We start from the raw sequence: 19,438 nt of genomic DNA on the forward strand, positions 1-19,438 counted from the left end.
TGGAACGGGCCGTCCGGGGCGGGGCGCTGCTAGTGCTGTGACCGGAAAGGTTCACTGGCTCGCGACCCCCGGCACGGCACTTCGCTGCGTTGTCGAATCGCGCGAGTACGGCCAAGTACGAGCTGCGATCCTCCGCCTTGCGATGCACCGCACCGGACGCCGCGAGCTTCCCGGCAAACCTTTCCGGCCACAGCACTAGGCCGGGCGGCGTAACACGGCCATGCTGCGGCCGATCAGAGTCAGCCGGTCGCCTGCGGCCACCTTGTCGCCCTGGCCCGGTGTCACTCCTTCGGTCAGTGCCGTGTCCACGACGAGCTGCCACTGCTTGCCGTGGTTGACGGGGATCGTGAAGTCCGTGTCCTCGGCGCCGGCGTTGAACATCAGCAGGAACGAGTCGTCGCGGATCCGCTCGCCGCGGGGCCCCGGTTCCGAGATCGCATTGCCGTTGAGGAAGACCGAGAGCGCTCTGGCGTGCGCCGCCTGCCAGTCCCGCTGCGTCATCTCCTCGCCCTCGGGAGTGAACCAGGCGATGTCCGACAGCTCGTCGTACGTGCCCTGCACCGGCCGGCCGTGGAAGAAGCGGCGCCGCCGGAAGACCGGATGGTCGCGGCGCAGCCAGACCATAGTCCGGGTGAAGGCGAGCAGACTGCCCTCCTCCCCCTCGGTGCCCGGCTCCGGCCAGTGCACCCAGGAGATCTCGTTGTCCTGGCAGTAGGCGTTGTTGTTGCCGCGCTGCGTCCGGGCGAATTCGTCGCCGTGGCTGAGCATGGGCACGCCCTGGGACAGCATCAGCGTCGCGATGAAGTTCCGCATCTGGCGCTCGCGCAGATCCAGGATCGCCGGGTCGTCCGTGTCGCCCTCGACGCCGCAGTTCCAGGAGCGGTTGTGGTTCTCGCCGTCGCGGTTGCCCTCGGCGTTGGCCTCGTTGTGTTTCTCGTTGTACGACACGAGGTCGTTCAGGGTGAAACCGTCGTGGCAGGTGGCGAAGTTGATGGAGGCGATCGGCCGCCGTCCGTCGTCCTGGTAGAGGTCGGAGGACCCGGTGAGCCTCGACGCGAACTCCGCCAGTGTGCGCGGCTGACCGCGCCACAGGTCCCGTACGGTGTCCCGGAATTTCCCGTTCCATTCGGTCCACAGCGGCGGGAAGTTCCCCACCTGGTACCCGCCCTCGCCCACGTCCCACGGCTCCGCGATCAGCTTCACCTGGCTGACCACCGGATCCTGCTGCACCAGGTCGAAGAACGACGACAACCGGTCCACCTCATGGAACTGCCGCGCCAGAGTGGCGGCCAGGTCGAAGCGGAAACCGTCCACATGCATCTCGGTCACCCAGTACCGCAGTGAGTCCATGATCAGCTGAAGGACGTGCGGGGAGCGCATCAGCAGTGAGTTGCCGGTGCCCGTCGTGTCCGTGTAGTGGCGCGGATCGTCGGCCAGCCGGTAGTACGAGGCATTGTCCAGGCCGCGGAAGGAGAGTGTGGGCCCCAGATGGTTGCCCTCCGCGGTGTGGTTGTAGACGACATCCAGGATGACCTCGACGCCGGCCTGGTGCAGCGCCCGTACGGCGGACTTGAACTCCAGCACCTGCTGCCCGCGGTCGCCCCAGGAGGCATAGGCGTTGTGCGGAGCGAAGTAGCCGATGGTGTTGTAGCCCCAGTAGTTGGTGAGGCCGGCGTCCGACAGTCGATGGTCGGTGACGAACTGGTGTACGGGCATCAGTTCGATCGCGGTGACGCCCAGTTCGGTCAGATGTCCGATGATCGCGGGGTGTGCGAGTCCCGCGTAGGTGCCGCGCAGTTCGTCCGGCAGGGCCGGATGCAGCATCGTCAGGCCCTTCACATGGGCCTCGTAGATCACCGTGCGGTGGTAGTCGGTGCGGGGCGGGCGGTCGTCGCCCCAGTCGAAATACGGATTGACCACGACCGAGGCCATGGTGTGCGGTGCGGAGTCCATGTCATTGCGCGAATCCGGTCGGCCGAAACGATATCCGTATACCGCTTCGCCCCAGTCCACCTGACCGCTTATCGCGCGGGCGTACGGATCGAGGAGCAGCTTCGCGGAGTTGCAGCGGTGCCCGCGCTCCGGCGCGTAGGGGCCGTGCACCCGGAAGCCGTACCGCTGGCCCGGCATCACACCGTGCAGATAGGCATGGCGTACGAATGCGTCGGTCTCGCGCAGCTCGACCGCGGTCTCCGAGCCGTCCTCGTGCAGAAGGCACAGTTCGATCCGATGGGCGGCCTCGGAGAAGACCGCGAAATTGGTACCGGCGCCGTCGTACGTCGCGCCGAGGGGATACGCCTGTCCCGGCCAGACCTGCATAGACAAGACTCTTCCATTTCTGATGCGGGTACTGCGGGTCACTTCGGCCAGATCTTCCCGAAAAAGCGGGCAACCACCTAGGACTTCGGCCCGTCCTACCGGGTGAGCATGCATATCCGGCAGGGGAGTTGCCCGGCCGAGCAGGGGGACGACGTGCGCGAGAAAGTGCGCCGCCATCTCCGGGAAAGGTGGTGGCGGGTACGGCCATTGCGGTGACGGGGACGGCCCCGGAGCCGTGGCGGACGCCCCCGGCGAGGCGGAGCGCGGCGTCGGCCGGGACCCGCTCACCGACGACGAGCTGGAGCCGGCCGAGCGGCTCGCGCTGACCCCCGGACCGGTTCGAGGGCGGCAGGGACGCCGACGGCGGACGCGGCCCCCAGTGCCCCTCCCGGCAACGTTTGCCCCGTCGCGACGCTCCCCCGGCTACCTCCCCCGGCTACCTCCCCGGCTACCTCCCCCGGCTACCTCCCCCGGCTACCTCCCCCAGCTACCTCCCCCGGCTACCGCTGGGGGTGCCCCCAGGGGTGCCCCCGCGCGCAGGCTCGCTGCGTCGGCCGAAAACCCGAGGAGCGCTGCTCCGAGGGTCTTCGGCCGCCTTGCGATCGCACGCACCGGACGCCGCTCCTCGACGGGCAAACGTTGCCGGTCCCAGCACCTGTCCACCGATCCGGCCGAGCCGGCCTCGGAGGCGGACGCGGCTGCGCCCCCACGCCGCGCCGAGGTCAGGTATGACGACTACCGGACCGGCCGGCTCATCACCAGTACGGGCAACCTCGCCACCGGCAAGGTCGAGGCCACCTCGAGCCGGCGCGGCATCCAGCCGTCGCCGAAGCGCGCGGAGCTGCGTGAGGCCGTGAGCTGATGCCGGCGTCGACTGTGGCCGGGGACGGGCAGCAGCGTCGACAAGTGGGCGAACGGGGAGGCGCTGCGCAATCCGGTCGTCCGGGTCGACATCGGGTTCCCTCACATGGCCCGGGACGAGGACCAGCAGCCCATGCCGGTCCACTGGCAGGAGTGCCGGTTCGCTCCGAGGGACGTAACCGCTATGAATCCGCTCACTCCGGCTGATCTTGACTCTCGGAACGGCAGCCACCAATCGGGTAGTTGAGTGAGGAGCCTGAGCATCCGGCTGCACCGCCACCCTTCGGCGGAGTACCCTTCCTTGATCGTTGATGAGGTTGGGAAGGCGGTGTGCGGGTGAGCTCGGGAGGGCTGGAGCTCCCCCCTGGTGACTCGGATCACGAGGGGGACTCCACGGACGTCCCGCCCGGAGCGGTCTCCCTCGCACGTCCGATGGAGATCGGGGCGGAGCTGGACTGGGGGCCGGACGCCTGGAGCGAGGTGCGTACCCGCGCCCAGCGGGCCGGGCGGGCCTACATCTGGCTGAATCTGGTCGAGCAGCGGCTGCGCGCCGTTGTCGCGGCCGTGCTGCGGCCCGTGTACGAACCGGTGCACGGCGAGGAGTGGGTGGTCGCCGCAGCCGGGCCGGCCGGCCAGGAATGGGTGCAGCGTGCCGCCGCCGTACGGGAAGTCAGCCGCCGCAAGGGCTACTTGCTCGACCCCGCCGACGACAATGTGCTGAGCTTCCTCACCCTTCCGCAGCTGCGTGAGCTGATGGTGCAGCACTGGCCCTGCTTCGAGCCGTACGTCGACGACCGCAGGGAGGTCGAGCTCGCCCTCGACGAGCTGGAGGTCGCCCGCAATGTCGTCTCCCGCAACCGTGCCCTCTCCGAGACCGTCCTGGCCCAGGCCGAGCGGGCGTCGGCGCGACTGCTGGAGATCCTGGGCAGCGGCTCCGCCGTGCCGTCCGCGCACCGGCTGCCCACCGATGCGGTCGAGGATCTCGTCGGCGACCGGTACGCGGACGTCGTCGGCGTCCATCCCGACCGGGTCCGGCTGCAGCGGCATCTGCCCGCCGAGGACCTCTTCGGCGGGGCCCGCAGACTGGACGCGATCGGCATAGGCCTGAACCTGCTGGTCCAGAACTTCTCCGGCCGCAGGCTCGTGCGGCTCGCCGAATCCGGCTGCCGGGTACGGCTGCTCTTCCTCAACCCGGCCAGCAGCGCGGTCAAACGGCGCGAACGCGAACTCGGCCTGAAGAAGGGCGAACTGAGCCGCTCGGTGGAGATGAACATCCTCCATATGCGGCGGGTGCGGGCACGGTTGCGCGACCCCGGCGCCTTCGAGATCCATGTCTTCGACGAGACCCCGCGCTTCACCGCCTATCTGGTGGACGGCGACGGCCCCGACGGCATAGCCGTCGTCCAGTCCTATCTGCGCCGGGCACGCGGCATGGAGGCCCCCGTGCTCGTGCTGCGGGGCGGACGTCATTCCGTGGTCCGCGCGGATCATGACACCGACCATGGGCTTTTCGGGACATACCGAGAGGAATTCGAGTCCGTGTGGACGGACTCCCGCCCGGTCTCCTGAGCCCGTTGTCAGTGCCGCGTGCGAAGGTGGTCGTCAACCGGGGGAACGCACCATGAAGGGGAGGCACGATGACCTGGCACCGGGAGACACTGGTCGGCTTCGACCCGGAGACGACCGGCACCGATCCGCGCGAGGCACGGATCGTGACGGCCGCGGTCGTCGAGACGAAGGAGGGGGAGCAGCGGGGGCGCCGCGAATGGCTGGCCGACCCGGGCGTCCCCATCCCCGAGGAGGCCACCGCGATACACGGCATCACCGGTGAAAGGGCGGCGGCCGAAGGCCGGCTCGCCCGGGACGTCGTCGACGAGACAGCCCGGACGCTCACCGAATTCTGGACGCCGGGTGTGCCCGTCGTGGCGTACAACGCTGCCTTTTATCCACGCACGCCAGACACGTCTCAGGTGTCTCATGGCGAAGCGCGGCTCCGGCAGGCAGCCCACGCCGGAATGAGGGCCGCGTGATGAGCTGGATCAGTGGGCCGTTGGTGGCCTTTGACCTGGAGACCACGGGTACCGACGTCGAGACCGACCGCATTGTGACGGCGGCGGTCGTGTGCCTGGATTCGGCCGGGGCCGTCTCGGCCGAGCGGACCTGGTTGCTGAATCCCGGGGTAGACATACCCGAGCAGGCGTCGGCGATCCATGGCGTCTCGACGGAACATGCCCGCGAGCACGGGGTGCCGGCTGCTTCAGCCATCGAGGAGATCGTGCAGGCCGTCGCCGAGGGGCTGCGCTCGGGGACGCCTCTGGTGGTGATGAACGCACGCTACGACCTGTCGCTGCTGGACCGTGAGTGTCGGCGCTACGAGATCGAGTCGATCAGCGAGCGGCTGGGAAGTGTGCCTTCGCCCGTTATCGATCCGCTGGTGATCGACAAGCACATCGACAAGTACCGGAAGGGCAAACGGGCCCTCCATGCGTTGTGTGCTCACTATGGGGTGTCGCTCGATGACGCGCACAATGCGAGGGCCGATGCCGTGGCCGCCGCCCGCGTGGTGCGACGCATGGGTGAGAAGCACCAGCCCGTCGGCCTGATGCCGTTGGCGGATCTGCATGACCTTCAGGTGCGCGCGGCGGCTGAACAGTCGGTCTCTTTGCAGGCCTATCTGCGGCGAACCGCGGATCCGACGGCAGTCGTCGAGCCGGCCTGGCCGCTCATTCCCCGGAGGCGATAACCGCGCTGGTCAGCATTCTCCCCGGCGCGCCTGCAGGTGGGAGAGGGTGATCCGACGCCGTGGAAGGTCGACGTCCAGAATCTTCACCGTGAGGCTGTCTCCGACCTGAACAACATCCTCGGGCCGGTCCACCTGTCCTTCGGCCAACTCGGTGAGGTGCACCAAGCCTTCGAGGCCGTCCTCTCTGTCTTCGATACGGACGAAGGCGCCGAACGGTACGATTTTGGTCACGACGCCGTTCGTGATCTGGCCGACCTGCTGTATGAATTGCGGCATCGGGTCCTCTTGCAATGCCTTCAGGGACAGCGGCACACGCTCGCGCACCAGGTCGACGTCGAGGATCTCGGCCGAGATCTCCTGGCCGACGGCGACGACGTCGGAGGGGTGATCGAAACGGCGCCAGGACAGCTCGGGAACGTTGATCACCGCGGTAAAGCCGCCGATGTCCACAAAGGTCACGCCGAAGCTGGCGATCTCTGTGACCGTGCCCGTGCAGATCTGCCCACGGTGGAGAGTCTTCAGCGTGATCTTGCGAGGAACCCCGGGCGTTCACGCCCGGGAGGAATCGCATCCTTGCGACTGCGGCGCGGAGCGCCGCAGTGTCGCTGCAGGGTTTCGGCCGCGGAGCGGCCGGGTGCCTGCCCCGAATTCGGCGCAGGCGTCCCGCATGGTCTCGTCGCAGCGCGTGAGGATCTCGTCCGTGAAGACGCCGCGTGGGTACTTCGGGGTGAGGGCCGAGTGCGCATGCCGGGTGTATGCGATGCTTCGTCCCTGATGGGGCGGAGTTTCCCATTTCGGTGACGCAGGTCAGTGCTGGGCGCTAGCCTGGCCGGGTGAAGCTGGTGGTGCAGGTGAAGCTGCTGCCAACGCCGCTGCAGGCGACGGCCCTTGAGGCGACCCTGCGCGCCTGCAACGAGGCGGCGACCTGGGCCAGCGAGGTCGCGTTCGACAAAGACGTGAAGAAGAACTTCGCGCTGCGCGAGCACACCTACGGCGAGATCAAGGCCCGGTGGAATCTGGGTGCGCAGGCCGCGCAGCACGTGATCAAGAAGACGTGCGACGCATACGCGGTGCTGAAAGCGAACCTGAAGGCCGGAAACCTGGGCAGGCCCGGATCGAAGCGTTACCGGAAGGCCACCGGCGAGCCGATCGTTTTCCGGCCGGAGGGTGCGCAGCCGTACGACGACCGGATGCTGTCCTGGCAGATCGCCGGGCGGCGGGTCTCGATCTGGACCGTGACGGGCCGGATGAAGGACGTGGCGTTCACCGCCGGCCCGGAGCAGCTGGTCACGTTGGCCCTGTACCGCAGGGGTGAGTCCGATCTTGTCTGCCGGGACGGCATGTGGTTCCTCAACGCCACGTGCGAGGTCCCCGAACCGTCGCCGAACAGCGATCCGGTGGACTTCCTCGGCATCGACCTGGGCATCGTGAACATCGCCACCACCAGTGACGGCGAGATCATGGCCGGGCGCGAGCTGAACCGTGTCCGGGTCCGGGAGCGGAAGCTGCGGGCCAAGCTGCAGAAGAAGAACACCCCGTCCGCGAAACGGCGGCTGAAGAAGCGCGGGCGCAAGGAGGCGCGGCGGGCGAAGGACATCAACCACAAGATCGCGAAACATGTGGTGGCCGAGGCGGAACGCACCGGTCGCGGGATCGCCCTGGAGGACCTGACGGGCATCCGCGAGCGGGTACGGCTTCGCAAGCCCCAACGGGCCACCCTCCACAGCTGGTCGTTCGCCCAGCTGGGAGCGTTCATCGCGTACAAGGCCCGCCGGGCGGGGGTGCCGGTGGTGCATGTCGATCCGGCGTACACCTCGCGCACCTGCGCGGAATGCGGGCACATCGACAAGGCGAACCGGGTCTCCCAGGCCTGGTTCGCATGCCGGAACTGCGGATTCGTTGATCACGCAGACCGGAACAGCTCCCGCAACATCCGCGCCCGCGCGTGGGAGTTGTGGCGACGCGGGGCCCAGTCAACGGCCCCCGCCCCACCACCGCGCCAGCGGGGAGGGGCCGGACGCAAACACAGCATCACCGCCAGTGACGCCCGTTGTGCAAGCCCGTCGGCTTTAGCGACGGGTAGTTGACAAAGGCCCAGTCCCGGTCACTCGGCGTCGGCTCGGTCCTCCACCGCGCGCGCAGGACACCGTCGCTGTCGGGCAGGACCGCGGTGAACAGTGGGTCGCGTTCGTTGAGGGCCAAGGGCAGGGCCTTGGCGGCACGGGCGCCGGCCACCTGCGCGGCCAGTTCCCGGTACTCGGACTCGTCGGCCATCGTGCTGGAGACAGCCCCGTTCTCGTCTTCCCATACGAATTCCACCGGACCCTCGTCGGGAAGCGAGGCGAGGACCGCGTCGACATCGGTGGACAGGTCAGGCCACACGGTCAACTGGGCACGAGGGGTGAGTCGGGCGCGTACCGCATCGAGGGTGTCTTCGGTGAGGCGGTGCCAGCGGGAGGCATTGCGGAGGTACCCCTCCTCCAATAGCGCTGCGTGCCGCATGGCGACGGACCAGCGCAGACGGGCCCAGAAGTCCTCGTCGGCGGGACGCTGCACGCCGGGCTCGTCGAAGTCCGCGTCGTAGGGCGAGGCGTCCAGCTGCTCCGGGAAGAGACCAAGAGCCCGGCGGCGGCGCTCGCGGCGGCCGTCACTGCTGGCCGGCGGGGTGGTCCGGGTGCTCAGCGCGGTCGTTCTGCGTGCCGCATCAGGCCGAATCGATCAGTGGACCCCGCCTGGCCCTTGCGGGACCTGACGGTGTCGCCGGCCTGACCTCCCTTGGACCTCCGGCGCGCCGTCAGAAGGCGTACCAGCGGACCTCGGGGTCGCCGTCGCGCAGGGAGGCGACCCGGCGGCGGAATTCCGCCAGGGCCTCGGGGTTGGCCGGGGCGTGCTGGGCGACCCAGGCGCAGCTGGCCGTCTCGCGGGCGCCGCGCAGGACCGCACAGCCGTCCCAGTCGCGTACGTCCCAGCCGTAGGCGGCCGTGAAGGCGTCGTACGCGTCCGGAACGAGGCCGTAGCGGTCCCGGGACAGGGCCATGACCACCAGATCGTGCTCCCGGAAATCGAGGGAGAAGGTCTCCAGGTCGACCAGGACGGGCCCGTCCGGGCCGACCTGGACATTGCGGGTCAGCGCGTCCCCGTGAATCGGCCCCGCCGGCAGATACGGCGTCAGCGCGGCCGCCGCCGCGGCGAAGCCGTCCCGGCGCTCACGCAGATACGCGGCGTCGGCCGGATCGATGGCGTCGCCCGCGAGGCGCAGCCAGCGCTCCACGCCGTCGAGCAGTTCCCTGCGGGGGAGGGGGAAGGAGGGAGCCGGGAGGGTGTGAACCTGCCGCAGCAGTCCGGCCAGATCGCGGGGCTCCGCGGGACGTACCGCCTCGGGCAGCCGGTGCCACACGGTCACCGGGTGCCCCTCCACCAGGCGCGGCTCGGTCTCGGCGGCCCGTACCGCCGGGATGCCCGACTCGGCGAGCCAGCCCGCGACGGCCACTTCACGTGCGGTCCGCTCCAGCAGCGTCGCGTCGCGGCCGACCTTGACGACGACATCGCCGACGGCGAACACGGCGTTCTCGCCGAGGGCGAGCAGTTCCGCGCCCCGGCCCAGCCCTGCCGCGGCCAGTATCCGGCGTGCCGTCGCCTCGTTCATGGGTGTCTCCCGCTGATCGTTGCCTTTTGTCTTCGGCCCAGTCTGCGGGCTGACCCGGCCGCACCGGAAATCCATCAGCGGATGGCCCGGACCCCGGCCAGTGCGCCGCCGCCGGTGTGGACACCGCCGCGTGGCTTGGGATCGGTGAAGGGGGGTGCGTCCTGTCGGCAGGTGGCGCCGACCGGGGGGAGGAGGCCGTCGACGATGTAGCGGCTCTCGTACTCGTTGACGCAGCGGCTCGGGTTCAGCAGCGCCGTGTGTCCGTAGCCGTCGAGCGTGAGCAGGCGGGCACGGGCGAGCAGGCGGGCCATGGCCTGTGCCCCTCGGTAGGGGGTGGCGGGGTCGTGGGTGGTGTTGACCACGACGACGGGGTGCGCCGTGGGGCGGTTCCACGGGCCCGTGTAGGCGTCGGCGGCTCTGGCCGGCCAGGTGGCACACGGCTCCGTGAGCCATGTCCAGTAGCGTCCGAGGTCACCGGCCCGGGCGACGCTGAACCGCTCCTGCTGCTCGTAGCTGCGCGGGTCGCGGGGATTGGGGCTCTCCGCGCAGAGCACCGCGTATTTCTGCTCGAACCCCGGATAGGCGGCATGGCCGACAGGCGGTGCCGGTTGCGCAGGGGAGTTCCGTTGCCACAGGTCCTGCAAGATCTTGGCGAGGTTGCTCCACTCCGTCTGGAAGTAGAGGCTGTTGACCAGGGCGCTGATGGTCGTGCTGTAGGTCCAGGTGTCGTCCTGCTGCTTCTGGAGGCGCCCCAGGAGCTGGTCGAATTTGGTGAGGGTCGCCTCCGGCGTGCCTGCGGAGAAGGGGCAGCGGGCGGCTGTGGCGCGCCCGCACAGGGTGAGGTACTGCTTCAGTGTCGCGGCCGAGGCCAGGTCGGTGCCGAGTCGAAGGAACGTGCCCAGGCGGGGTTCGCTCCTGGAGCCGTTGTCCACCCAGGCCCGGGGGTCGACGTTGCCGTCCAGGACCATGGCCCGGACCTTGTCGGGGAAGAGGTTGGCGTAGGTGGCGCCCAGGTATGTCCCGTAGGAGGCCCCGAGGTAGCTGAGCTGCCGGTCGCCCACGGCCTGCCGGAGCAGGTCCAGGTCACGGGCCGTGTCGGCGGTGGAGACATGTCTCAGCAGCTCGGGATCACGCTGCTCGCAGCGCCGGCTCAGCTCGGTGTGCGCCTCGGTCCAGGTCTGTCTCTCCTCGTCCCCGACCGGGAATCCGTCGGGGATCCGATCCAGCCACGCAAGGGCTTCCTTCGGGCTGCCGAAGCAGCGCACGGCGGTGCTCTCACCCACCCCGCGCGGGTCCCAGCTGACGATGTCGAAGCGCTTCCGCACCTCGGGAGGGAACTGCTCGTACCACACCGGCAGCGCCTTCGTCCCGGGCCCGCCGGGGCCGCCGGGGTTGAAGAACAGCGTGCCGATGCGCCGTCCGGGGCCTGTCGCCTTCCGCCTGACGACCGCCAGCTCGATCGTGCGTCCCCGGGGATCGCGGTGGTCCAGCGGGACCTTCGCGGTGGCGCAGTCGAAGCCGCCGGCCTCACGGCAGGAGCTCCACTGCAAGGCAGGCGCCGAGGCAGGCGGGGGCTTCCCCTCGGCCGGTGCGAGGCCCGGCGTGGTGAACAGCGTCGTGCAGATCACCGTCGCGACGGTGGCCGCGGCGTGACGCCCGCGGCCCACTATGGATTCTGGTATGTGCATGTTCGTCCTTCGGCCGGCGTAATTCCGGGCGTCCCTCTGCCGTCAAGGGCATCCGCCCCGATACCACTGCGGCCCGGCCGGTCGTGCAACCGACGGGCGGCCGAATGGCGGTACGGCGAAGGGTCCGTGAGCGATGCTCACGGACCCTTCGTACGGACCGGGACCCGTCAGACCCGGACCCTCTCCGGCTCGTCGTCGTCCTGCCGGACCGACACCTGCCGGTCCTGGAGGGCCGCCGGGCCGGTCTCGTCGTGGGTCATGTCGGGCAGCCACCGCAGCCACTTCGGCAGATACCAGTTGCGCTCCCCGAGCAGCGCCATGACCGCCGGCAGCAGTACGCCCCGGATGACCGTCGCGTCGATCAGCACCGCGGCCGCGAGCCCCACGCCCATTTGCTTCATGGTCTGCATGGAGAGCGTGCCGAAGATGGCGAACACCGCGACCATGATGACGGCCGCGCTCGTCACCACACCCGCCGTCGTCACCACACCGTGGGTGATGGCGTCACGCGTGTCGCGGCCCTTGAGCCTGGCCTCGCGGATCCGGGACACCACGAACACGTGGTAGTCCATCGAGAGTCCGAAGAGGATCACGAAGAGGAACAGCGGCAGCCAGGAGACGATCGCTCCGACGCCCTCCGTGCCGACCAGTGAAGCACCCCAGCCGTGCTGGAAGACGGCGGTCAGGATGCCGTACGCCGCGCCCACCGACAGCAGATTGAGCACGATCGAGGTGATTGCGATGGTCAGCGACCGGAACGAGAGGAGCATCAGCACGAAGGCGAAGATGATGACGAAGGCGAACACCGGGGTCACCGAGCCCACGATCTTGTCGTTGAAGTCCTTCGACCCGGCGACCTGGCCGCTGACCGGAGCCTCGATGCCGTCGAGCTTGCCGAAGGTGGCCGGCCGCACCTCGTCGCGCAGCAGGTCGAGGCTCTTCTCGGCCTTCGCCATGTCGGAGCCGCCCACCAGCGGGACGTCGATGACAGCGATGTTCTCCTCGGGATGGGTGACCACCTCCACCGGCCCCTCGGAGGCGCCGGAACTGATCGCCTGCGCCCGGAAGTCGGCGATGGCCTGGCGCACCGGCGGCGCGCTGATGTCCTCGGCCTTGACGACGACCCGGGCCGGGTCGGTTCCGCCGGGGAAGGCCTTGTTGATCCGCTCGTAGGTCCGGACGATCGGAAGCGAGTCGCCGAACTCCTGGTCCAGCGTGAGCTGCTGGGTGTGCATACCCACGGCCGGCAGCGCGATGGCCACCAGCGCGCCCGCGGCCACCGCCAGGGACACCTTGGGCCGGCGCAGCACGCCGCCGAGCACCGCACGCCACACCCGGCTCTCGCCGCTGCCGTTCGACCGCTTGACGCGGTTCAGGAACGGCACCCGGCCCTTCTCGACCCGCTCGCCCAGCAGCGACATCAGCGCGGGCAGCACGGTCACCGAACCGACCATGGCGACCGCCACGACGATCAGCGCGGCCAGGCCCATCGACTGGAACTCGGCGATGCCGGTGAACAGCATGCCCGCCATCGCCACGCACACGGTCACACCGGAGACGACGATCGACCGGCCGCTCGTGGCTGCCGCGATCATCAGCGCGGTCTGTGCGTCACGGCCAGCCGCGCGCTCCTCGCGTTCGCGCCGCAGGTAGAACAGGCAGTAGTCGACGCCGACGGCCAGACCCACCAGCAGCATCACGGAGTTCGCGCTTTCGCCCATGGGCTGGAAGTGGCTGGCGACGGCCATCAGACCGGTTGTGGCCATGATCGCGGAGATCGCCAGCAGCACCGGCAGCAGCGCGGCCACCAGGGCGCCGAAGGCGATCAGCAGAATGCCCAGCGCGACCGGCACCGCGGAGAACTCCGCCTGTTTGAAGTCGTCACCGAAGGCGTCCTTGAAGGTCTTGTTCATGCTGGCGCCGCCGAGCTCCTCGATCACCAGCCCCTGGTGCTCGCTCTGCGCCTTCTCCACGGCCTTGAGCACCGGCTCGATCCGCTTGTGCGCGGTCTCCGGGTCGCCGCGCACATTGAACTGGATCAGAGCGCTGCGACCGTCCTTCGACACCGTCCCGGTCTCGTACGGCGACGTCACATCCGACACCTCGCCGGTGCTCTGGACTGCCTTCATGACCGCGTCGACGGCCGAACGGAACTCCGGGGCGGTCGCCTTCGTTTCAGTGTCGGTGGCCTGGACGAGCACGGTCTCGCCGGCGGGTTCCTCAAGCCCCGCGTCCTCGATGATCTGGTGGGCCCGGCTCACTTCGCCGGGCATCTGCTGGCTCTGCTTGACCTCGACCTGGCCGACGGCCGAGCCGATGCCCATGGCGAGCACGACGAACAGCACCCAGATGCCGACCGCCGCCCAGCGGTGCCGGGCGCTCCAGCCGCCCGCCCGCGCGGCTATCCCGCGCACCCTTGTCTCCCCTTGCCGCATGACGGCTGTCCCCTCGTGAGCACCGGCGGCCCCGCGCCGCCGTCCGGTACGAAGCTAGGGGCGGGTGCCCTCCCCGATCGTCCTGCTGTCCGGTGATCCGACGGGGGACCGGTCTCCTCCTCCAGGAGTGGTGGGCCTCCTTGCGAGGTAGGACTCAAGCCCCTTACATCTAAACCGGCTTACGCTGTTTTGTTGGATGACTCACAGGCGTCCGCAAGGCTTGATAAGGGCGCGTCGATCCGGCAGGGTTTCGTGCCGGTCCCCGGACGTCTCCCCGTTCCGGAGGCAAAACACCCCGCCACCACCGACCGGCGGCCGCCGTGCCGTCCCCCCACGCGGCGCGGCGGCCGCCCCTTAGGGTGGTCCCCCATGACGACGACGTACGCGGCGCTGTTGCGTGGCATCAACGTGGGTGGCAACAAGAAGGTCCCGATGGCCGAACTCAGGGCTCTCCTGGAGGAATTGGGGCACCAGAACGTCTGTACGTATCTGAACAGCGGAAACGCCGTGTTCACCAGCGAGTCGTCCGACGAGGACGCGCTCGCCGCCGAACTGGAGCGTGCCATCGAGAAGCATTTCGGCTTCCCCGTCCCCGTCATGGTGCGGGACGGCGGCTGTCTCAAGGCCGTGGCGGAGGCATGCCCGTTCCCGGCCGCCGAACTCCAGGCCAGGCAGCTCCATGTCACTTTCTTCTCGCAGCAGCCCGGCCCGGAGCGCTTCGCTTCGCTCGATACCGGGACGTATCTGCCGGAGGAATTCCGCCTCGGCGACCGCGCGCTGTATCTGTACGCCCCGGAGGGTCTGGGCAAGTCCAAGCTGGGCGAGGTACTCCACCGCCCGTCCCTGCTCAAGGGCATCCAGGCCACCAGCCGTAACTGGAACACCGTCACCGCACTCGTGGAGATGACCTCGGTGGCCGGCTGAACAGCCTCCCAAGTGGCCCAGCCGATGTGGCGCCGAATGGCCCGCAGCAGGGGTACAAGCCATGAGTAGCGTCGTTGCCATGACCACCGAAGCAGCCAAGCCCGTCGTCGACTTCTACTTCGACCCCGCCTGCCCCTTCGCCTGGATCACCTCCCGCTGGATGCTGGAGGTGGAGCGGGAACGCGACATCGATCTCCGCTTCCGGGTGATGAGCCTCTACCTGCACAACATCGGCAACGACCTGCCCGACTGGTACCGGGAACTGGTCGACAGGTCCATGGGCCCGGTGCGAGTGGCGACGGCCGCCGCGGAACAGCACGGCGACGCCGTGCTGCGTGACCTCTACACCGCCTTCGGCACCCGCATCCACGAGGAGAAGAACAAGGACTTCGACGAGGTGATCGCCCAGTCCCTCGCCGAACTGGGCCTGCCGGCCGGGCTTGCCGCCGCCGCCCACGACCCCGCGCACGACGAAGCGGTGCGCCGCAGCCACGACGCGGGCAAGGACCCCGAGGCGGACGCCTACGTCGGCACCCCGACCATCCACCTCGACGGCACCGTCTGGTTCGGCCCGGTCCTGCGCGCCGTTCCGCGCGGCGCGGAGGCAGCCCGGCTGTTCGACAGCTTCCGGGTCCTCGCGGGCCACCCCGACCTGTTCGAGGTCAAGCGGACCCGCACCGGAGGCCTCGACTTCAGCTGACCGCCTCCTCGGCTGAACTGGGCGCGCTGCTGCCGGTGGTGCAGCGCCTGTATCGCCGTCGTCCGGGCCTATTGCTGAGGGACCGAGACACGTGACGTGTGATGCGGGTGGCTGAAGCCGGTCAGGCGGCCGGCGCGCACGCCGCGTCGTAGCGCTCCAGCAGCAGCCGGGCCAGTTCGGGGGAGGGGCCGAGGACACCGGCCAGGACATCGGCGCCCGCCGCGCGGGCACCCGCCGCGATACGGTCCGGCAGCCGGCCGGGTGCGATGACGTACGGGGCGACCGCCACGCGGCGCGCCCCGGCCGCGCGCAGTTCCCGTACCGCGTCCTCGGTACGGGGAAGGGATGCGGAGGCGAACGCAGGCCGCACGGCGCACCAACCGGTGTTCCGCAGCTCCCGCGCGATTTCAGCGATCACTGCGATCGCCTCCGGGTCCGAAGAGCCCGCCGAGGCCAGGACGACCCCGGTGGTGGGCTTGTCACCGGGCGTCAGCCCGGCCTCGTACAGCCGCCGTTCCAGTGCGTCGAGCAGCAGTGGGGACGGACCGAGCACCTCGGCCCGGCTGATCCGCAGCCGCGGGTGCCTGGTCCGCGCCTCGCGCAGGACGGACGGGATGTCGGCCTTGGCGTGGAAGGCCCGGGTCAGCAGCAGCGGCAGCGCCACCACGTCCCGTGTCCCGTCCGCCGCGAGCCGCTCCAGCACACGCGGCACGGCCGGTGCGTCGAAGTCCAGGAAGCCGGTCTCCACGCGCAGGTCCGGCCTCCCCCGAGGTCTCGGCTCCTCCCCCAAGCTCTCGGCTCCTCCCCCAAGCTCTCGGCTTCTCCCCCAAGCTCTCGGCTCCTCCCCCGAGCTCTCGGCTTCTCCCCCAAGCTCTCGGCTTCTCCCCCAAGCTCTCGGCTTCGCTCGAGCAGGGGGGACCCCCATGAGCAGGGGGGACCCCCACGAGCAGGGGGACCCCCACGAGCAGGGGGACCCCCACGAGCAGGGGGACCCCCATGAGCAGGGGGGACCCCCATGACCAGGGGGGACCCCCATCGACCGTACCCGCCGCACCAGGGCGTGCACGGTCGCGGCATGCCGCGGATCGCGGCTGCCATGGGCGATGACCAGCAGCACAGGGCGGTGCGACACGGCTGTCAGCCCTTGACGAGGAGGCCGCGGCTGCGCAGCACCCAGCGCTCCAGCGGGCTGAAGATCAGCAGATCGACGGCGATGCCGACGACGAGGATCAGGATGATCGCGAGGAACACACCGGGCATGTCCGCGTTGTTGCGTCCGTTCTCCAGCAGCCGGCCGAGACCCAGGCCCAGTTCGGGCGAGGAGGCGATGATCTCGGCGGCCATCAGCGACCGCCAGGAGAAGGCCCAGCCCTGCTTGAGGCCCGCCACATAGCCGGGCAGCGCGGCCGGCAGCACGATGTGCCAGGTGCCCTTGAGGCCGGTGGCACCGAGGGTGCGGCCGGCCCGCAGGAACAACGGCGGCACCTGGTCGACACCGGACACCAGACCGTTGGCGATCGAGGGGACCGCACCCAGCAGGATCACCGTGAACATCATCGAGTCGTCGAGGCCCAGCCAGATGACCGCGGGCGGCACCCAGGCCACCGACGGCAGCGACTGCAGACCGGACAGCACCGGGCCGATCGCCGCGCGGACGAACTTCACCCGTGCCACCAGAAGGCCGAGCGGCGTGCCGATGGCGAGGGCGAGCAGAAACCCGAGCAGACCGCGCGACACGCTGGTCCAGACGACATCGAGCAGCGTGCCCTGCAGCCACATGCCGGTCACGCTGTCCCACACCGCGGACGGCGCGGGCAGCTTGTAGTCCTCGGTGACCTGCGCCCACACCAGGGACTGCCAGACCAGCAGCACCAGGCCGACGGCCAGCAGCGGCGGCAGCACCTTCCGGACCAGCAGCTGACGCACCGGAGTGCGGCGCACCTGCACCGTCTCCAGGGCGTCGAGACCGGCCTCCAGTCCCGCCAGGTCGTGGGTCGCCGCGACGGCGTCGCGCGCGTCCTTCGGTGTGGTCTCAGTGCCGGCCATGACGGCGGATCTCCCCACGCAGTTCTTCAGTGATCTCGACGGACAGCTCCGCCACGGCGGCGTCCTCGATGCGGCGCGGCTGCGGGATGTCCACCGTCCAGTCGCGGGCGATACGGCCCGGGCGGGAGGACAGCAGCACCACGCGCTGCGCCAGCCGCACGGCCTCGCGCACGTTGTGGGTGACGAAGAGGACCGAGAGGTTCGTCTCGCGCCAGATCCGGGTCAGCTCGTCGTGCAGCACGTCACGCGTGATCGCGTCGAGCGCCGCGAACGGCTCGTCCATCAGCAGCAGCCGGCTGTTCTGCGCGATCGCACGGGCCATCGCCACGCGCTGCCGCATACCGCCGGACAGTTCGTGCACCCGCTTGCCGTACGCGCCGCCCAGCCGGACGAGTTCCAGCAGCCGCTCGGTCTCCCCACGACGCTCCGACTTCGGCACCCCGCGCAGCTTCAGAGCGAGTTCGATGTTCTTGCCCGCGGTCAGCCACGGGAACAGGGCGTGCTCCTGGAACATCAGGGCGGGCCGCCCGCCGGGGGTCTCGATGGACCCCGCGGTCGGGCGGTCCAGCCCGGCGACCAGATTGAGCAGCGTCGACTTGCCGCACCCGGAGGCCCCCAGGAGGGTGACGAACTCGCCCGGTGCGACATCGAGACTGATGTCGTCCAGCACAAGCTGCTGCCCGGCGGGCCCGCCGAAGGACTTCGAGACATGCTCGATCCGGGCAGCGGGCATCACCGCCGTGTCCTCCGCACGGTCCTCGGTCCTGGTGATGGCAGTGGTCATGGTCGTCACCTCCTGGATGGGAGTCCCTCCCGCGCGGAGCGGCGGGGGAGTCCGTTTGCGGGTGGTTACTTGACGCCGAGACCGGCGTCGGCGACCTCGGGTTTGCCCTCGGCCTTCAGAACCTTGTTCAGCGGCTTCAGGTCGTAGATGCCGTTCAGGTCGGGCTTCTCCAGCAGGCCGGCCTCGACCGCGTGGTCGGCCTCCGTCCGGAGTGTGGCGGCCAGCGGGTCGTCGGTGAACTGGACGGACGTCCACGCCGGATCGATCACCTCGGCGGGCAGGGACTTGCCGCTGAGCTTCTCCAGCGCCGCGTTCGCGGAGGCCTTGGCCTCGTCCGGGTCGGCGGCGATCCACGCGTTGGTCTTCACCGAACCGCGCAGCACCGCCTCGACGACGTCCTCGTGCTCCTTGAGGAACTTCTGGGACACGATGATGTTCGTGATCACGAACTTCTTGTCCGGCCACAGCGTGGACTCGTCGAGCAGCACCTTGGCACCGCTCGCGACCAGCTTGGAAGCGGTCGGCTCCGGCACCCAGGCGCCGTCGATGTCGCCCGACTTGTAGGCGTCCGGGGTGACCTTGTTGTCCGTACGGATCACGGAGACGTCACCCTTGCCGCTCTCGGCGTCGACCTTCCAGCCCTTCTCGGCGACCCAGTTGAGGAAGGCGACGTCCTGGGTGTTGCCCAGCTGCGGGGTGGCGATCTTCTTGCCTTTGACGTCGTCCAGGGTCTTGATCTTCTCGGGGTTGACGACCAGCTTCACGCCGCCGGAGGCGGCACCGCCGATGATCCGCAGGTTCTGGCCCTTGGACTTGACGTAGCCGTTGACCGAGGGGGAGGGGCCGATGAAACCGATGTCGATCGAACCGGAGTTGAGCGCCTCGATCTCGGACGGGCCGGCGTTGAAGGTGGCCGACCGGAGCTCGGTGCCTCCGAGTTCCTTCTGGAAGATGCCTTCCTGGTCACCTACCAGGGCAGTGGCATGGGTGAGGTTCGGGAAGTAGCCGATCTTCACGACGTCTGCCGAGAGCTTCTTGGCGTCGGCGGCGACATCGGCCTTCTTGCCGTCGTCCTTGGCCTGGGAGCCGTAGCCGCAGGCGGCGAGCACCACGGCGAGCAGCGGCAGGGCGGCGGCAGCGGCGACGCCGCGGCGCAAAGTGACGGGGGCACCCCCGGTCGAGCGAAGCCGAGACTGGGGGAGGGTACGCGTGGCAGGCACGGGAGGGTGTCCTCTCGTCGGCCCGGTGCTCACGTCCCGTCGTTGCTCCGGGACGCGGCCGGGGGATCGGCG

15 protein-coding genes and 4 pseudogenes are annotated in these 19,438 nt (G+C 69.5%); 8 read left to right on the top strand and 11 right to left on the bottom strand.

The genetic code is table 11. The features are described from left to right. Nucleotides 1-195: 195 nt before the first annotated feature. The gene (gene glgX / locus ABD858_RS25640) at nt 196-2,319 is read right to left on the bottom strand and encodes a glycogen debranching protein GlgX (protein ID WP_345044849.1); all 2,124 of its coding nucleotides are present in this window, start codon (nt 2,317-2,319) and stop codon (nt 196-198) included. Nucleotides 2,320-2,554: 235 nt separating this feature from the next. Between glgX and ABD858_RS25645 the strand changes: the two genes are divergently transcribed. The 5 genes and pseudogenes from ABD858_RS25645 (at nt 2,555) to ABD858_RS25665 (ending at nt 5,923) form a co-directional block, all read left to right on the top strand. Further along, nucleotides 2,555-3,181 carry a hypothetical protein gene (locus ABD858_RS25645; protein ID WP_345041730.1) on the top strand — a complete coding sequence of 209 codons (627 nt, stop codon included), beginning with the start codon at nt 2,555-2,557 and terminating at the stop codon, nt 3,179-3,181. Nucleotides 3,182-3,202: 21 nt separating this feature from the next. Further along, nucleotides 3,203-3,427, top strand: a pseudogene (locus ABD858_RS25650) (copper amine oxidase); the annotation flags it as partial. An 89-nt stretch (nt 3,428-3,516) separates the two neighbouring features. Further along, a complete protein-coding gene (locus ABD858_RS25655; protein WP_345041732.1) occupies nt 3,517-4,749 on the top strand; it encodes an SAV2148 family HEPN domain-containing protein in 1,233 nt (410 codons plus the stop codon). A gap of 68 nt (nt 4,750-4,817) precedes the next feature. Then, nucleotides 4,818-5,123 (top strand): annotated as a pseudogene (locus ABD858_RS25660) (exonuclease domain-containing protein); the annotation flags it as partial. Between the two features lie 86 nt (nt 5,124-5,209). After that, complete coding sequence (locus ABD858_RS25665) at nt 5,210-5,923, top strand: 3'-5' exonuclease (RefSeq protein ID WP_345044852.1); 714 nt, start codon at nt 5,210-5,212, stop codon at nt 5,921-5,923. A gap of 9 nt (nt 5,924-5,932) precedes the next feature. Here ABD858_RS25665 and ABD858_RS25670 read toward each other — a convergent pair whose 3' ends face one another. Then, entirely contained in the window at nt 5,933-6,451 is a 519-nt protein-coding gene (locus ABD858_RS25670; RefSeq protein WP_345044855.1) for a S1 RNA-binding domain-containing protein, read from the bottom strand. A 305-nt stretch (nt 6,452-6,756) separates the two neighbouring features. On the opposite strand from ABD858_RS25670, the gene ABD858_RS25675 reads away from it, so the two are divergent. After that, entirely contained in the window at nt 6,757-8,010 is a 1,254-nt protein-coding gene (locus tag ABD858_RS25675) for an RNA-guided endonuclease InsQ/TnpB family protein (protein ID WP_345041733.1), read from the top strand. Here ABD858_RS25675 and ABD858_RS25680 read toward each other — a convergent pair. From ABD858_RS25680 to ABD858_RS25695, 4 genes are all read right to left on the bottom strand, one after another. Next, on the bottom strand, nt 7,955-8,479 hold the full coding sequence (locus ABD858_RS25680; RefSeq protein WP_345041736.1) for a hypothetical protein: 525 nt from the start codon (nt 8,477-8,479) through the stop codon (nt 7,955-7,957). The two genes, ABD858_RS25675 and ABD858_RS25680, sit on opposite strands and share 56 nt — an antisense overlap. A 238-nt stretch (nt 8,480-8,717) precedes the next feature. Beyond that, a complete protein-coding gene (locus tag ABD858_RS25685; protein ID WP_345041738.1) occupies nt 8,718-9,569 on the bottom strand; it encodes a phosphotransferase enzyme family protein in 852 nt (283 codons plus the stop codon). Between the two features lie 74 nt (nt 9,570-9,643). Further along, nucleotides 9,644-11,257, bottom strand: coding sequence for an alpha/beta hydrolase (locus tag ABD858_RS25690; protein WP_345041741.1), 1,614 nt, complete (start codon nt 11,255-11,257; stop codon nt 9,644-9,646). Between the two features lie 167 nt (nt 11,258-11,424). Further along, the gene (locus ABD858_RS25695) at nt 11,425-13,692 is read right to left on the bottom strand and encodes an MMPL family transporter (RefSeq protein ID WP_345041743.1); all 2,268 of its coding nucleotides are present in this window, start codon (nt 13,690-13,692) and stop codon (nt 11,425-11,427) included. Between the two features lie 369 nt (nt 13,693-14,061). On the opposite strand from ABD858_RS25695, the gene ABD858_RS25700 reads away from it, so the two are divergent. Together ABD858_RS25700 and ABD858_RS25705 are read left to right on the top strand one after the other, a co-directional pair. Further along, nucleotides 14,062-14,616 carry a DUF1697 domain-containing protein gene (locus ABD858_RS25700; RefSeq protein WP_345041745.1) on the top strand — a complete coding sequence of 185 codons (555 nt, stop codon included), beginning with the start codon at nt 14,062-14,064 and terminating at the stop codon, nt 14,614-14,616. A gap of 79 nt (nt 14,617-14,695) precedes the next feature. Beyond that, on the top strand, nt 14,696-15,316 hold the full coding sequence (locus ABD858_RS25705; RefSeq protein WP_345041748.1) for a mycothiol-dependent nitroreductase Rv2466c family protein: 621 nt from the start codon (nt 14,696-14,698) through the stop codon (nt 15,314-15,316). 121 nt (nt 15,317-15,437) lie between these two features. Here ABD858_RS25705 and ABD858_RS25710 read toward each other — a convergent pair. The 5 genes and pseudogenes from ABD858_RS25710 to ABD858_RS25730 all read right to left on the bottom strand — a co-directional run. Then, nucleotides 15,438-16,079, bottom strand: a pseudogene (locus ABD858_RS25710) (sirohydrochlorin chelatase); the annotation flags it as partial. A 270-nt stretch (nt 16,080-16,349) separates the two neighbouring features. Continuing rightward, a pseudogene (locus tag ABD858_RS25715) lies at nt 16,350-16,448 on the bottom strand (sirohydrochlorin chelatase); the annotation flags it as partial. Between the two features lie 5 nt (nt 16,449-16,453). Further along, nucleotides 16,454-17,362, bottom strand: coding sequence for an ABC transporter permease (locus ABD858_RS25720; protein ID WP_345041750.1), 909 nt, complete (start codon nt 17,360-17,362; stop codon nt 16,454-16,456). Then, nucleotides 17,349-18,146, bottom strand: a complete 798-nt coding sequence (locus ABD858_RS25725; protein WP_345041752.1) for an ABC transporter ATP-binding protein — start codon at nt 18,144-18,146, stop codon at nt 17,349-17,351. Before ABD858_RS25725 ends, ABD858_RS25720 begins: the two co-directional genes overlap by 14 nt. A 65-nt stretch (nt 18,147-18,211) precedes the next feature. After that, nucleotides 18,212-19,366: an ABC transporter substrate-binding protein gene (locus ABD858_RS25730; protein WP_345041755.1), complete on the bottom strand. Its 1,155-nt coding sequence runs from the start codon at nt 19,364-19,366 to the stop codon at nt 18,212-18,214. Nucleotides 19,367-19,438 lie beyond the last annotated feature (72 nt).

This window comes from Streptomyces sannanensis (genome assembly GCF_039536205.1).
GTDB lineage: Bacteria > Actinomycetota > Actinomycetes > Streptomycetales > Streptomycetaceae > Streptomyces > Streptomyces sannanensis.

Coding starts and splice junctions, on each gene's coding strand:
- glgX (WP_345044849.1), bottom strand. CDS start 2,319: ATGCAGGTCTGGCCGGGACAGGCGTATCCCCTCGGCGCGACGTACGAC.
- ABD858_RS25665 (WP_345044852.1), top strand. CDS start 5,210: ATGAGCTGGATCAGTGGGCCGTTGGTGGCCTTTGACCTGGAGACCACG.
- ABD858_RS25685 (WP_345041738.1), bottom strand. CDS start 9,569: ATGAACGAGGCGACGGCACGCCGGATACTGGCCGCGGCAGGGCTGGGC.
- ABD858_RS25690 (WP_345041741.1), bottom strand. CDS start 11,257: ATGCACATACCAGAATCCATAGTGGGCCGCGGGCGTCACGCCGCGGCC.
- ABD858_RS25695 (WP_345041743.1), bottom strand. CDS start 13,692: ATGCGGCAAGGGGAGACAAGGGTGCGCGGGATAGCCGCGCGGGCGGGC.
- ABD858_RS25700 (WP_345041745.1), top strand. CDS start 14,062: ATGACGACGACGTACGCGGCGCTGTTGCGTGGCATCAACGTGGGTGGC.
- ABD858_RS25705 (WP_345041748.1), top strand. CDS start 14,696: ATGACCACCGAAGCAGCCAAGCCCGTCGTCGACTTCTACTTCGACCCC.
- ABD858_RS25720 (WP_345041750.1), bottom strand. CDS start 17,362: ATGGCCGGCACTGAGACCACACCGAAGGACGCGCGCGACGCCGTCGCG.
- ABD858_RS25725 (WP_345041752.1), bottom strand. CDS start 18,146: ATGACCACTGCCATCACCAGGACCGAGGACCGTGCGGAGGACACGGCG.